Genomic DNA, 14,618 nt, shown 5'->3' with positions numbered 1-14,618 from the left:
ATCATGCATGTCAAGAACAGAGGCTGGACGTTTATTACAATGATTTTCAAAAGCGTTCTAGCAGCAAGGCTATGGCTGATCGCCTATGCGGTGTTGATTATAATCCCTGCTTCCATTTTTCTATATGCCTATTCCCAGCGATACTCGCACATTCTGGAAGAAGAAGTGACGCGTTCGATGCTCCAAACGTTAAAGCAGGCTGAGATTAATTTGGACCATCAATTCGATTCTCTACGGGACACGTCGAATGCGCTATTTTTAAATCCTAAGCTGGTGCAGTATCTAAGTAATTCGACACCCTACAATGAACAAATTGATACATTGAAGGAACTACGCTATTTAATTGATAATGGCCAGACAAGTACGAATGTGTTCCGTGTGCGTCTATATGTGGACGAAAATAAGCTCTTCTCCCATGAACGTGTAAACTTCTTCCCGATGGATGTACTCAAGACTCGTCCCTGGTATGAAGCTGTTGCGAAAGCAGGTGGTCACCTCGTCTGGACAGGTGTTTATAAAGAGAGCTTTATAGATCGAGATGATGCCTATATTTACTCGGGCATTCGTCTTCTGCGTGATCCAGACCATTATGAGGACTTATCTGGCTTTTTGTCCATTGATGTAGATGCGAAGACGCTTGATAACATGGTATCCAGTATCGTTTTGAATAAAGATCAACGCGTGTTTATGATAGCTCCTGATGGAACGATTATCTACCATAGTGATAAATCTTTACTTGGACAAAAGCTGGAATCGGATGCCATTTTACAGGCCGTTGCGGGAAACAATGAAGGTGTATCTCCAATTATGGAGGACGATAATCAACAATATGTTGTGTATACAACGGTGGATGCCACAGGCTGGAAACTAGTCGCAGAAGTACCCAAGAAGGGCATCAACTCACGGGCCGCTTCATTAAATCAATTCTCGAGTGTAGCTACTTTAACTGGGGTGACCGTGTTATTCTTGATCCTAGTGTTCATCCTTCTAGCCTTTATTGTTCGCGGGATGAATCGCCGCGTTCAAACAGTGATCAGGGCAATCAAACGAGAAGGTATGTCGGGTCTCGAAGAGAGGTCTATCACATCGGATGGGGATTTTAATCTCCTAGAAAAAAGTGTAGACCATCTCATCCATCGGGTGAAAGATTTAATGGAGGAAACCTATAAATCCAAGGTGCAAGAGCGTGAGGCGCAGTTACGTGCTCTGCAAGCGCAGATTAATCCCCATTTCCTCTACAATACATTGGATACGATTAATTGGATTGCCATTGGACATAAGGCACACGATATTAGCCAAATGATTGACGGGCTTGCTCGTTATTTCAGGCTTAGTTTGAATAAAGGGAAAGATGTCGTAACGGTTACGGATGAGCTGGAGCTTGCGAAAGTATACTTAGAAATTCAGCAGACGCGTTTTCCAAAGAGTTTCGAGTTCGTGTTTGAGCTAGCGGGGAAGGATGAATCGGATGAAGCTCAGAAAGTAGGGCCGACATTAGAAACGTGTCTCATTCCCAAACTCACTTTGCAGCCAATTGTGGAAAATGCCTTACTTCACGGCATACGTAAATCCAAAGGGAAGACAGGTAAAATTACGATTCGCGTTTCTATAGAAGGGGATGATCTGCTTCTGTCTGTTACCGATGATGGCATTGGTATGGATCCTGAATTTGCTCGGAATCTGTTGACTGAGCCACGTCCTGCCGTGCGGACAGATGGGTCTGGCAGTTCCTATGGATTGTACAATGTGAATGAGAGGATAAAATTATTCTCAGGAGAGTCCTACGGACTTAGCATACAATCGCAGCTAGGAGAGGGGACGACAATTACTGCAAGATTTCAATGCCAACGCCAAACAACAGAATTTACTAGTTAGCACTGAGAGTGTTCCTCGATCGACGAGGAATGCTCTTTCTTTTATCCGAAACACCATAAAATAGTACCAGAAACACAAAGATCACCATCTACAGATGATTATCTAGAGTACCTATAATACAAATATAACAACTTGGAGGTGAACGCGATATGAGTATTAGAGCAACGGAATTGAAACAACGTGTCGGAACGGCGAAGGTTAGCAAGAACAGGTGGAAGCTGTTTGTCACAAACTTAGATCTCTACGTTTTGCTTATCCCTGGACTATTATTTTTACTGCTATTCAAATATACGCCCATGTATGGGATTATCATTGCGTTCATGGATTTTAACATTTTCGATGGGTTTACGGGAAGTAAATGGGTTGGATTGGCGCAATTCGAGAAATTAATCCATTCAGAAGAATTCATGCAAGTATTTATCAATACACTCTTAATTAGTTTGTACAAGCTTGTGCTGCTCTTCCCAGTTCCGATTATTATCGCGCTGCTGCTGAATGAAGTACGTAAGAGCTGGTTCAAGCGCACGATTCAAACCATTATTTTTCTGCCGCATTTCTTGTCTTGGGTTATTATTTCCGGTTTGTTCATTACCATACTCTCCCCAAGCGGAGGTTTGGTCAACAATGTGATTCAATTTTTCGGTGGTACACCGATATCGTTCTTTCTAGATAATCACTATTTCCGAAGCGTGCTGGTGTTTACCGCAGGATGGAAGGAATCCGGTTGGAACGCAATTATCTTTATTGCGGCGATTGCAGGCATTGAGCAAGAACAATATGAAGCAGCATCCATTGATGGAGCTGGTCGGATTCGCCAGATGATGCACATTACCCTGCCGGGTATCGTGCCTACGATCATCCTGATTCTTGTCTTGCGTCTCGGATACTTACTCGAAGCCGGTACGGAACAAATTTTGACCATGTATAACTCTGTTGTTTATCAATCTGGTGATGTCATTGGGACCTACGTTTATCGAATAGGTCTAGGACAGCAAGACTATAGCTTTAGTACAGCAGTAGGTTTGTTCAATTCCGTAATTGGATTTCTCTTGATCGTGTTGGGTAATGAGCTCAGCAAAAAAGTGGTCAAGCGAAGCATTTGGTAGGAGGTGCAGCTATGAAAAAGAAAACAATCGGTGATTGGTCCCTAGATATCTGCGTATATACTGCCCTGTTATTGTCTAGCGTGCTTACGCTATTGCCAATGCTTAACGTGCTATCCAAAGCATTAAGTGATGAAACAGCAGTTATCTCAGGTAAGGTCGGCATTCTGCCTGTAGGCTTTCAACTAGAAACGATGAAATACGTTGTATCTTCAAGCCAGTTTTTACAATCGATCTCGGTATCCCTTATTGTCATGGTTGTCGGGACAGTGCTAGCCATTATGTTGACGGCCTTGACAGCGTATCCATTATCGAAGAAACATCTGCCAGGAATTCCACTTGTGTTACTCTTGTTCATTTTTACGATGTTGTTTAATGGCGGCATCATTCCGAATTACTTACTAATGAAAGAACTCCATCTCATCAACAGTTTATGGTCCATCATGCTGCCTGCACTGATTAGCGTGTTTAATCTATTGGTGATTAAGAGCTATTATGAATCTTTACCTGAAGCGTTAGAGGAGTCAGCCAAAATGGACGGCGCTCGCAATTTCACCATTCTATTCCGTATCATTCTTCCGCTCAGTACGCCGGTAATTGCTACAATCGCGCTATTCTATGCGGTGTATTTCTGGAATGATTACTTTCATCCTATGTTGTATATTTCCAAAGCAAGTTTGAAACCATTGCAACTATATCTAAGGGATATTGTTATGGATGCTGATAGCTCGACTGCCCTGAATAGCAGCGTGGACGATATGATGAAGATTTCGCCTGAAGGCATTCGATCGGCGACGGTTATTGCTTCTATTATTCCAATGCTGCTCGTGTATCCGTTTCTCCAAAAGCATTTCGTCAAAGGTGTTCTGATTGGTTCAGTGAAAGGCTAGCATTGCGTTAATGCCAAAGATGATTCATCTACGGCTTAATGATATGATTACACAATGAACTAGGGAGGTTTTTGTATGTTGATAAAAAACAGAAAGCTGATGCTCGTTTCGCTTACAGCTTGCTTGTCTGCTTCATCGCTCGTTGCTTGTTCCTCAGGTGGGACTAGCACAAGTAGCACTACTTCACCAGCAGCATCAGCATCGTCATCAGTACCGACGGCAGCGGCTGTAAAGCCGGAACTAAAGTCTCTGCAAATTTGGCAAAAGGATGATTATAACACGTACCCTGTTGCTACGTATTTGGAAAAAGCGACGGGTTATAAAGTCCAGTATGATATGCTTCCACAGGATAAACCTCAAGATAAACTAAGTATCCTGATTGCTTCAGGAGAGCCGTACGATGTGGTGACGACAGCAGGAACGACAGATTTTAAAGCGATTTATTCCGATTATGCGAAAAAAGGGGCATTAGTTGATCTTGGACCGCTTATTGATAAATACGGACCGAATATTAAAGCTGTCATTGATCCTGAAGCTTTAGAGGCTGCCAAGGTAGATGGGAAACTGTATGCCATTCCAACGAAAAGCACCCGGACTGTTAATACAGATTTATACATTCGACAAGATTGGTTGGATAAAGTCGGATTGAAAATGCCGACAACACTGGATGAATTTGTTATCGTTTTGAAAGCGTTTAAAGAGAAAGATCCAGGCGGGAATGGCGATACGAATATTCCTTTAACCGTCGGTGGTGATTCATCCTTTATTGCCAATATTGTTGGCGCTTTCGGCATGCCGAATTTCTGGAACGATGTGAATGGTAAGTTAACACCTCGTGTGTTGGACCCGGCCTTCAAGGATTATGCAACCTTTGTAGCTGATTTATTTAAACAAGGCTTAATTGATAAAGAATTTGCCGCCAATAAGGCAGCAACGACGAAAGAGAAATTCACAAGCGGTAAAGCCGGCATCCTGATGATGAACTGGTCCGATGTCCCTACGATTGCTGATGCTTTAACGAAGAATATCCCAACTGCAAAAGCAACGTTTATCCCTGCCATGAAAGGTAAAGATGGTAAAGCAGGCTTATCTGCTTCGAAAGGCTTTGACCGTATTACCTTCATCCCAAAAGCATCCAAGCATCCGGAAGATGCCATCAAATGGATGAATGCGAAGCTGGAGAAAGATACGTTCAGAACAATGGCTATTGGCGAAGAGAATAAACATTACACACTCAAAGACGGTGCCTATACACCGATCCAACCGATCTTTACCGATGAGCGCAATCAAGCGAATAACTTCTTAACGGGAACAGACGATACGAACTACCCTATTTACTGGCAAGCACGTGTACGTAAGGATATGCGTCTGTATGATGGCTGGAATTTACTGAATGGATTAGCGCCTGATTCCACCAGAGTAACTGATCTTCTAGGTTACGCGCCATATATGACAGAGTTCTCCAAAAACTTCCTAAATTTAAATACGCAATCTAATGATTACACAACGAAGTTGATTTTTGGTGCTGAATCATTAACAGGGCTTGATGCCTTCATTGCCAAATTCAAATCATCTGGCGGAGATGCTAGCTACAAAGAAGTCAATGACTGGTATGCAACTGTGAAAAAATAAGTAATCATCATGATATGACAATAAGAGGAGAACTTGCTTGCAACGACTGGCGTAAGTTCTCCTCTTATCTGTGTTCTCATGCAAATAGACGATAGTTATTGAATGATCTTATTGGGCTTTGCCTAACCAAATAAGATAGTTACTAAATGAAAGGGGAGAGAATGCCGCAAAATAGATTTGTTTGCTATTGCTAAATGTGTTAGCGCTTTCAATTGTTTACAAGTAAGGATCATGTTTGGCGAACGGAGCTTCGCCGCCTTAGTATCGGTTGACAGTGAATCATCTTAAGGAGGTATATCATGTTTACAATGACAAGAAAATTAGTCGGCCTGTTGGTAGTGCTTGCCATCATAATCATAGGTTTGTTACCCAGAACGGCTGGAGCAGCTCCGGCTACGATTCAAAATTACCCGATGCCATCCATCTATACCGCATCCAGCGTATTTTCTTTGAAAGCGGATAACCAATCAGTTCCTGTAATCAGCTATAAGCCTGACTATGACTATGCTCAATTTTCCTTTTCCGGCACGGTTAGTATCGAGGTTACGAATAATGTGCCGATTACATCTTATTCCATCAGTCCATTGGCCAAGAACATCGAGGGGACGGTCAACGGGAACAAGCTAACGTTTACGCTCTCTTCATCAACCTATGTGATAGTAAATATCAATGACCAGACGAAGAAGATTGTCATCGCAGCAGATCCCTTAGAGACGAATATTCCCCCGTCCACAGGCGCCGGAATTTATAATGTAACCCATGCGCCGTACAACGCAGATAATACGGGGACATCGATGGCATCGAACGCGATTCAGCAGGCTATCGATGCCGCCTATCAAGCTGGTGGTGGCATTGTATATGTTCCTGCCGGGGTCTACAAGAGTGGGAACCTGACTTTGAAAAGCAATGTGACCTTTTATCTGGCTGGAGGTGCGGTCATTGTCGGAACTGGCATGGGCGAAGACTATGTGATTGATTTTCGGAAGGATTCACGAAATGCGGATGGCACGTATTTTATTCGTACTGCCGTAAACTCCAGCAATATCACCATACGGGGACGGGGAACCATTGATGGCAAAGGCATAGCGATGCGAGAGCGAAAAATGCCAGCACCGAATAAAAATGAAGGATTCTTGAACAACTTGATTGTCCCGCTAGCAACTACAAATTTTAATTTTGATGGTTTAATCTTGCGGGATGCGGGTTTTTGGTCGTTCATGGTTGTTCGTTCCGATCATGTTACCATCAAAAATCTCAAGGGATTTCAAGATTTATACAAAATCGAAAATGATGTTATCGATATCAATGAGAGTCAGAATGTGCTTGTTAAACATTCGATTGCCATATCGGATGATGACACGTATTCTACGAAAACCTGGTTGCAGACGGGCATGTCTAGCGGATGGCCTGGAGCGCTTGAACATTTGGAAAATGTAGTCTTTGATGATGCGTTTGCATGGACACGATGCGCGGCTTTCAAAATTGGCCAGGGGGTAGCCCAGGCGCAGATCGGGGTGACCGTCCGAAATTCGTATGTGTATCAAAGCGCAAGGGCATTGCTAATTGATCATGGTTACACACTTAATACGCTTCCGGAGGAAGGTTACGCGCAAAATATTACGTTTGAGAATATCGATATCGAACGAGTAGGTATCAATCAATTCGGGAATCATTGGCTTACAGTTAGTACTAGTACTTCCGGCAATGTAAGCAATGTTGTATTAAAGAACATTAATCTTCGCGAGGTGGGATCTGAGCAATCCAGACTTTCCGGGAATGTCACCAAAGGCGGAATGGTTAACGGTGTCATGTTCTCCGATGTTTATGTGAAAGGTAAGCTTGCAACAAACCTGACCGACTTGAAGGTTAGCGTAATAAATGACAATGTAAGTGGCATTATCTTTGCCAATACCAAGCCGTTGTTCAGCGACAATTTCGAAGACGGAGATACGGTGAGTTGGACATCCGTTACAGGCAACTGGACCGTACCGACAGATGGCAAGAACACAGTATTATCTAGTGGTAGTCAGACATCAACATCCCTTATTACCGCCAATGCAGGAAGTTCATGGACGGATTACGCGTATGAGGCTAGAGTGGAAATGGGCATTACCAATGCCAATGCAGGCGTTGTCTTCAGGGTCCAAGACGCCAATAATTATTATATGTATCGCATCAATTCATCCACTCAGAAGTTGGAGTTGTATAAATCCACCAATGGACAAATGACGCTTGTAACAAGTACGCCATTCGCTGCCATAGAGAAGCAGTCGTATACGGTTAAGGCGGTTATAGAGGGGAATAAGATCTCTTGTTATGTGGATGGAGAATTAAAAATGGCATGGACCAATCCTGTAACGGAATTGACCACAGGTGGGATCGGATTCCGGACCACCTCGATGGGTGTCCATTTTGACGATGCTATGGTTTACCCTATCGTCCGATTGAACGATAATTTTGAAGATGGAAATATGACAGGTTGGACGTCATCTTCAGGTTCATGGAGTGTGGTAACAGCGGATACGAAAACCCTGCTCCAGAGTGCTTCGACCACTGCGCTTATTACAGCCGGTGAATCATGGACGGACTATACGTATGAAGGTAAAGTGAAAATGCCTATTACCAATGCCAATGCAGGCATCGTCTTCAGGGTGCAGAATGCAGATAATTATTATATGTATCGAATAAATGTAGCGAATCAAAAGCTGGAGTTGTATAAAGCTGTGAATGGACAGTTGACCTTAGTATCCAGCACTTCTTTCACAGCCCAGGCGAACCAGTGGTATACGATCAAGGCTTCCATTCAAGGCAACACCATAAAAGGTTATGTGGATGGCGCATTAAAGACAGAATGGACCAATCCTGTAACGGAATTAACAACAGGGAAAATCGGATTCAGAACCACCTCGGTGAATGTATCCTTTGATGACGCTTTGGTTCTGTCTTCTAATTAGCGTCGGTCGGCAGCCAAAAGGAGCTGTCCCTCAAGCCATGAAACGGCTGCGAGGGACAGCTCCTTGTACTGTCTTGTGGACAACTATATAATCGGAGAAAATCGCTATTTCCAGGAGGAACCTTACCTATGACGAAGTCAGATCTACACCGATCCGGCGTCATTTATGCGAATTATTTCACGCACACGAAGCCCCACTCCGTTAAGTATAAAGACGGGTTGACCTTCTACCTGTTTCGGCTTCAGGTATAAGGAACCTGTCGCGCGCTCGTGGATGGGAAATACGAGACCATCATCCCCGGTGACCTGCTCATTTATCCTCCCGATCAGCCATACGAACTAAACGTGCAGCCCCGAAGCGCTCCGGAATCGGGTGCGGTTCAACCCGTTGGAGACTATTTCCTAGCTGGCAACGGGGAATGGCTTGACTCGTGGTGGAATAACAAAGGCTTGCCAACCAAAACGAACATCGGATTTGACGATACGGTCCTTACCTTATGGAAGCATATTATCAGCGAAAAGAAAAAAGTGATGCAGAACCATGAAGAGATCATGGATTATCTGCTGAGAACACTTTGTTTGACACTGGAGCAAGTGATTCAGATCAAGCAGCGTGCCAAGGGAGCGGATACTGCATACAAGATTAAGCTATTCATAGAAAATCATGCCCATGAATCGCTCAGTTTGGATAGAATATCAGCCTCCGTCGGATTAAGTGTCTCTCGCTGCTCGTAACTGTTCAAAGCCGCTTTTGGCCAATCCCTGTTCGCCTACTGTATTGATGTTAGGCTAAAGCTTGCACAGCAGCAGGTGCTGTACAGCAATCTTTCATTGGAGCAGGTTTCCGAGAAGACTGGCTTCCAGAACTATCCTCATTTCTGCCGGGTGTTCCGCGATCGATTTGGCCATCCCCCGAGAGAATATCGGCGCCAATTCGGATTCCAGTTCAATCATGAGTGATGCAGGTATTCGACGTCTACATACAAGACCAGATTTTCTTGATCGAGTATGGCATGAAGTTGCTCATACTTTACATTCTGAACGATGCCGTCCGCATCCAGCGCCAGTGCAGCTGCGATAGCAGCGGATTGCCCCAGGATCATAAAAACAGGCTCCATTCGGATAGAACCGTAGGCTGCATGGACCATATCTTGCAGTACTTCGAGCGCTGCTTTGGGTTCAAAAAGCCAACAATATCATACTGTTTCTCCTGGTTCACTGTACTCAACCTCCATCACTATGTAGCTTAAAAACACTATTATAATCCGCTTACCTGTTTGACGAGAATAATGGATCTTCCTCCTATACTTGATGAATTTTACTGTTTCTAAGGATTGCAGTTTTTACTAATAAGGGCCAACCAAAAAGAAACCGTCAGGATATCCTCCCTGACGGTTTTTAGCATGAAATCAATAAAGGGTAGGGATAGGAGGGCAAGTTACGGTATCAATAAACCTCGCGTCTATGCCATCATACATCCAAAATGAACCAGTCCATCTAAACCCTGATGTTCCGAAGGACTCAACACGAATCGGATAAAACCAGAACCTTTCGCCATTCTTTAGCCAAACATAGGTGTACTGATTCACACAATCGATCATGTAAGAACCAGAAGCTTTTGGAGGAGTATATTCAGGCGGAGGAGGCAGTTGTTGTAAACTCATCGTTTCATTTCACTCCTTTAAAAGTAGGTGTTTATCATCCCTGATTCATTTATATGTAGGTGATTGACCGGTTGTTTGTGCAGATGCCTACCATTTCTCCTCCGCTGTACACCTCCCCCTCATGACAAGCAACAATTTTGTGCTATATGTAGAAGAAGTGATTTGTGAAAACGCTTTATCCAAATTTTCATCCCTATATGTTTCTACCTGCCATCACCCATACTACCATGCAAGGAGGTGTTCCATGTTCAACATCCGAGCAAGGATGAGCACCATCTATTCCCGCATCCTCTTATTTAATATTTTGCTGGTCATCATTCTTTCCTTGGTTCCTCAGCTCATCTATATCCACTATTTCTCGAATGCGTACAATCAAGAGATCAACAGACAGAGTACCCAAGATGTCAGTAAGCTAAAATATGCCGTAGATGAAACGATTCTGGATCGCGTCATCCGTTTAGTGAATATTTATTTTTCGGATATTCCAAGCAATGAAGTGCTTGCCTATCCGCTCACGCACGATATTAGCGGCAACGGCTTTAAGATCGCCGAGGTTAGCAACTTTTTGACCGAACCAAAACAACCAATGACGGCCAAGGCTTTGACTGTGATTTAAACTTGACTGGCTGTACGGTTCAGTACAATTATAGCCATGATAATGAGGGTGGCTTCCTTTTGATCATGGGGAGTGGATCAAAACGAAACGATAATATGATTGTCCGTTATAATATTAGTCAGAATGATCGAGCGCGTATTTTCCAATTCGATAGCAGTTACACCCTATGGCAACCATCCAGCCAGTGAGCCAAGCGATGCTCATAAAATAACGAGTGATCCACTTTTGGCTGGAGCGGGCAGCGGAGGTATTGGATTAAGCTCGGTGAATGGCTATAAGCTAGGAACAGGTTCACCTGCTCTGTCCTCGGGAGTACTAATGAGCAGCAATGGGGGCAAAGACTACTGGGGCAACACCGTCTCATCGTCGATTGCGCCGAATCGCGGTGCGTATAATGGCGCAGGAATCGTCCTGACGACTCCGAATACGTGGAATGCTGTGGATGATGCGAATGTGAGAGATGGCACCTATGCGACAACGAACCAAGCAGGAACAACGGCTGTTACGGTTGATACCAAGAACGATTTAACTAGCTATAAACGGGATGGTTATTTTAAATTTGATTTCAATAGTTATAGCGGTACAGTCTCAAACGCAACGATTACATTGAAGCCAATCATTGCTGCAATGAGCGGCATCCAAAACGAGGTTGCACTCGTAAGTGACAACACATGGACAGAAGGCGCGATTACTTGGAATACGAAGCCATCTTCGAGTACGGTGCTTGGCACGTATACGATTGTTGCAGGCACGCCGATTACGATCAATGTAACGTCTCAAGTTCAAGCAGCCATGTCTACGGGCAAAAAGCTCTCCATCCGTGTATACAGTACGTCAGCAGTAAATTCAAATGGGAATGTCTCTTTTGCATCAAGTGAGAGTATCGCCAGCACGGATCGACCTAAGTTAACGATAACACCATAAATCACATAAGGGCTGAGTGCTAGGAACCGTGTCGCAGGAAGTGACGCCGTGTCCAGTGCTCAGCTTTTATCTTATTTATAGACGCGTCTTCCCTGTTTGATCATATGTTTGATCTCATTCGCTATAATTCGTATCCCCCTATCGATGTGCTCTTCAGATACCCGTGTAATGCTCAGATTCATAACCGGCAGCGGATCAAAACTCGGCAAGTAATTAAGCGTTAGGTTTTGAATCCATACCTGCTTCTTATGCAATCTTTCCAACAATAGCGGAATCGACAAATGAGGAGGAAGCACGATATGTGTGTATACGCCAGATTGACCTGGTGAAGCAACTAGATAGCTATCCTCCTTATAGGCATGCAGAGATTCGTGCAACTGCAGTAATCGTTTCGAATAGGCATCTCTAATCGCATGTTTACGACGTTCAAACATGCCGCTCTGAATATAAATTTCCAAGGCTGCTTGCGAGAGCATAGGGCTGTCGATGTCGGCTACCTTTTTAAAAATGCGGAATGCGTCATCTAGAGCTGGCGGAAGAACGGCAACGCCGACTCTTAACCCGGGGAATAGGATTTTAGCGTAGCTTTTTAAATAAATGACGTGAGAAGAATCATAGGTGTAGATTGGATCTGATTTCAAATCATGCTCTAGATCTGCCAAATAATCATCTTCAACAATATACACATCGTATCGTTTGGCCAGCTTGGCAATTGTTTTCTTCGTGGGCTCAGAGTAGGAGCACCCAAGTGGGTTTTGGAAACGCGGCATCGTATAGAAAAACTTTATGTCCTCGGTACGGAAGAGATGTTCTAAGTAATCTAAGTCGATATCACCCTGTGGAGAACGACGAATACCGTGTACTGGCAACTGGTAGCTTTCGACTAATCGAACAAACAAATGATAACTAGGCTGCTCCATCAGAATTCCGCGCTTTTTGTTCGGAAAAGGCATCAAGGCCAAAATAGCGAGGGCTTGCTGCACACCAGACGTGATATGAATGTGATCGGGCTTCGTGAATACTTGGTAGTTAGCCAAATGCTTAGTTAGCAGCCGTAATAACGAGGGCAAACCTTGCGGTGTCCCGTACATGAACAGTTCATTTTTGTACATATCAAAGGCTTTATCCACACAATGTTTAAAATCCAAGTAAGGAAACAGCTCGGGATCTGGTGCAGCAGAGGAGAAGTCAAAGACCTTATTCTCAGGTAACTGCATACTTGCTCCTCTTTGCTGAACCGCGTAATAACCGCTTTGTGGGATCGAATAAATGAGATGACGACTTTCCAGAAGGGAAAAAGCACGAATCACAGTGCTCTTGTTGCAAGCATAGCGAAGGCAGAGGTCTCTAATAGAAGGAAGCTTCTGTCCAGCTCGGATTTGTCCCTGTTCGAGTTGCTGTTCAATGTCATTCACAATAAACAAATATTTATACATGAGCGTTGAATCTCCAATCTTCATTTTAGAATTGTACCGGTACAGTTGTCGTGTAAAAGGATTGTTGTGCATGGTGTATGGACTTATGCTGATATCAGAGAATGTTTCAGTCAGCCGTTTGACTAAACGTATTCTATATTAGTAAGGAGTGGATGAAATGATATCTCACAATGATCGAAAACTTGCTTATTTACTTGCTGTACTTAATGCAGTCATTATCGGTATCTCTTTTTTATTTGCCAAAATAGTACTGGACTACGCGCAACCCCTCGATACACTGATGTACCGTTTTGCCATATCGTTTATTGCAATATCACTGCTAGCTGCTTTGGGAATTGTAAAATTGCATTATCGCGGCAAGCCTATTGGCAAAGCACTTTTACTCTCATCTATGTATCCATTGGGCTTCTTCACCTTACAAGCGTATGGCTTACAGCACGCAACCGCCGCTGAGGCGGGGATCCTCTACGCATTTACACCTATCGTTACAATGTTGTGTGCATCACTCTTTTTGAAAGAATCCACGAATAGGGCTCAGAAGCTCGCTATTTTTTGTTCGGTGTTCGGTGTTGTATTTATCTTTTTAATGAAGGGAAGTAAGTTCGACATCTCCAATATTACCGGCATTTCTTTGTTAGTTCTTACGAGTTTTTCATTTGCGGGGTACAGTGTAATGGCACGCTCCTTATCCAAACAATTTAGTCCAGTTGAAATTAGTTACTTGATGCTGAGTACCGGATTTGTGGTGTTTACGATCTCCTCTTTGTTTACGCATTGGAAGTGGGGGTCTTTCGAGAACTTGATAGCGCCTTTGTCTCATCCACTCTTTCTCATGTCTATTATATTCTTGGGCGTAATGTCATCTTTAGTAACAGCTCTGGTGTCAACGTATGTCTTGTCCAAAATTGAAGCTTCCCAAATGAGCGTCTTCACGAATCTTTCCACACTCGTTACAATTGCCGCCGGCGCGTTGTTTCTAGGTGAGGAAGTAACCCGTTATCATATTATTGGTTCGGTATTAATCATTGTTGGCGTGCTGGGTACCCAATACTATGCTGGACGTACCAAGGAAGTCCCCAAGTTGAAGAGATCTGTTTAATTGCAAAATATCCGGAGTTATAACTGTTGGCGGCTGATGCGAATAAATCATTTTATAATTGGAAAATTAAAACATTGCTATGTGTTTGCCATCCATGCTATATTATCACTCCGGCCGCAAGACAGACAGGCTGGTAACGAAAAAGAATTAAAAAAGAATTTCAAAAAAAGCTTGCAAATAAAAAATGAACATGGTATATTACTTCTCGCTGCTTCGGTAATACGGCAGTGGACGAAAGAAATTGATCTTTGAAAACTGAACAACGAGTGAGTAAGCACAGTCGAGTAATCGACTATAAAAGAGATTGCAAAATCTTGCTAGCTTCAAATGAGCAATTAAGCTTTCAGATATACGGACAAGCAGTTGTCCAAACTATTATGGAGAGTTTGATCCTGGCTCAGGACGAACGCTGGCGGCGTGCCTAAT

General features: G+C 43.5%; 14 protein-coding genes. 11 read left to right on the top strand and 3 right to left on the bottom strand.

Translation table 11 applies throughout. The annotated features are described in order from the left end of the window. The first annotated feature begins 3 nt into the window (after positions 1-3). The 8 genes from ASG89_RS26660 (at position 4) to ASG89_RS37925 (ending at position 9,413) form a co-directional block, all read left to right on the top strand. Positions 4-1,875 carry a sensor histidine kinase gene (locus ASG89_RS26660; protein ID WP_057314105.1) on the top strand — a complete coding sequence of 624 codons (1,872 nt, stop codon included), beginning with the start codon at positions 4-6 and terminating at the stop codon, positions 1,873-1,875. Between the two features lie 149 nt (positions 1,876-2,024). Beyond that, positions 2,025-2,981: an ABC transporter permease gene (locus tag ASG89_RS26655; protein ID WP_057314104.1), complete on the top strand. Its 957-nt coding sequence runs from the start codon at positions 2,025-2,027 to the stop codon at positions 2,979-2,981. An 11-nt stretch (positions 2,982-2,992) separates the two neighbouring features. Further along, complete coding sequence (locus ASG89_RS26650) at positions 2,993-3,868, top strand: carbohydrate ABC transporter permease (RefSeq protein ID WP_057314102.1); 876 nt, start codon at positions 2,993-2,995, stop codon at positions 3,866-3,868. Positions 3,869-3,943: 75 nt separating this feature from the next. Then, positions 3,944-5,500 (top strand): extracellular solute-binding protein, encoded by a 1,557-nt coding sequence (locus ASG89_RS26645; protein ID WP_057314101.1) that lies wholly within the window; start codon positions 3,944-3,946, stop codon positions 5,498-5,500. A 299-nt stretch (positions 5,501-5,799) separates the two neighbouring features. Next, complete coding sequence (locus ASG89_RS26640; protein ID WP_063868174.1) at positions 5,800-8,454, top strand: family 16 glycoside hydrolase; 2,655 nt, start codon at positions 5,800-5,802, stop codon at positions 8,452-8,454. A 128-nt stretch (positions 8,455-8,582) separates the two neighbouring features. Beyond that, positions 8,583-8,705, top strand: coding sequence for a hypothetical protein (locus ASG89_RS38280; RefSeq protein WP_268795664.1), 123 nt, complete (start codon positions 8,583-8,585; stop codon positions 8,703-8,705). 18 nt (positions 8,706-8,723) lie between these two features. Next, the gene (locus ASG89_RS37930; RefSeq protein ID WP_235549940.1) at positions 8,724-9,188 is read left to right on the top strand and encodes a hypothetical protein; all 465 of its coding nucleotides are present in this window, start codon (positions 8,724-8,726) and stop codon (positions 9,186-9,188) included. After that, positions 9,189-9,413: a helix-turn-helix domain-containing protein gene (locus ASG89_RS37925; RefSeq protein WP_268795666.1), complete on the top strand. Its 225-nt coding sequence runs from the start codon at positions 9,189-9,191 to the stop codon at positions 9,411-9,413. On the opposite strand, the gene ASG89_RS35855 is transcribed toward ASG89_RS37925, so the two are convergent. Then, on the bottom strand, positions 9,404-9,601 hold the full coding sequence (locus tag ASG89_RS35855; RefSeq protein ID WP_235549939.1) for an FAD-dependent oxidoreductase: 198 nt from the start codon (positions 9,599-9,601) through the stop codon (positions 9,404-9,406). The genes ASG89_RS37925 and ASG89_RS35855 overlap by 10 nt on opposite strands. 261 nt (positions 9,602-9,862) lie before the next feature. Further along, positions 9,863-10,117, bottom strand: coding sequence for a hypothetical protein (locus ASG89_RS26630; protein ID WP_057314100.1), 255 nt, complete (start codon positions 10,115-10,117; stop codon positions 9,863-9,865). Positions 10,118-10,361: 244 nt separating this feature from the next. On the opposite strand from ASG89_RS26630, the gene ASG89_RS26625 reads away from it, so the two are divergent. Next, positions 10,362-10,733, top strand: a complete 372-nt coding sequence (locus ASG89_RS26625) for a hypothetical protein (protein ID WP_057314098.1) — start codon at positions 10,362-10,364, stop codon at positions 10,731-10,733. A 99-nt stretch (positions 10,734-10,832) separates the two neighbouring features. Then, positions 10,833-11,657, top strand: coding sequence for a DNRLRE domain-containing protein (locus ASG89_RS26620; protein ID WP_057314096.1), 825 nt, complete (start codon positions 10,833-10,835; stop codon positions 11,655-11,657). Positions 11,658-11,728: 71 nt separating this feature from the next. Here ASG89_RS26620 and ASG89_RS26615 read toward each other — a convergent pair whose 3' ends face one another. Then, positions 11,729-13,093 carry a PLP-dependent aminotransferase family protein gene (locus ASG89_RS26615; RefSeq protein ID WP_057314094.1) on the bottom strand — a complete coding sequence of 455 codons (1,365 nt, stop codon included), beginning with the start codon at positions 13,091-13,093 and terminating at the stop codon, positions 11,729-11,731. 157 nt (positions 13,094-13,250) lie between these two features. On the opposite strand from ASG89_RS26615, the gene ASG89_RS26610 reads away from it, so the two are divergent. Beyond that, positions 13,251-14,192 (top strand): DMT family transporter, encoded by a 942-nt coding sequence (locus ASG89_RS26610; protein ID WP_057314092.1) that lies wholly within the window; start codon positions 13,251-13,253, stop codon positions 14,190-14,192. Positions 14,193-14,618: the final 426 nt, after the last annotated feature.

Source organism: Paenibacillus sp. Soil766 (assembly GCF_001428105.1).
Classification (GTDB): domain Bacteria; phylum Bacillota; class Bacilli; order Paenibacillales; family NBRC-103111; genus Paenibacillus_E.
The sequence above is the reverse complement of the archived record's forward strand: the minus strand, read 5'-3'. Positions and strand labels throughout refer to the sequence as shown.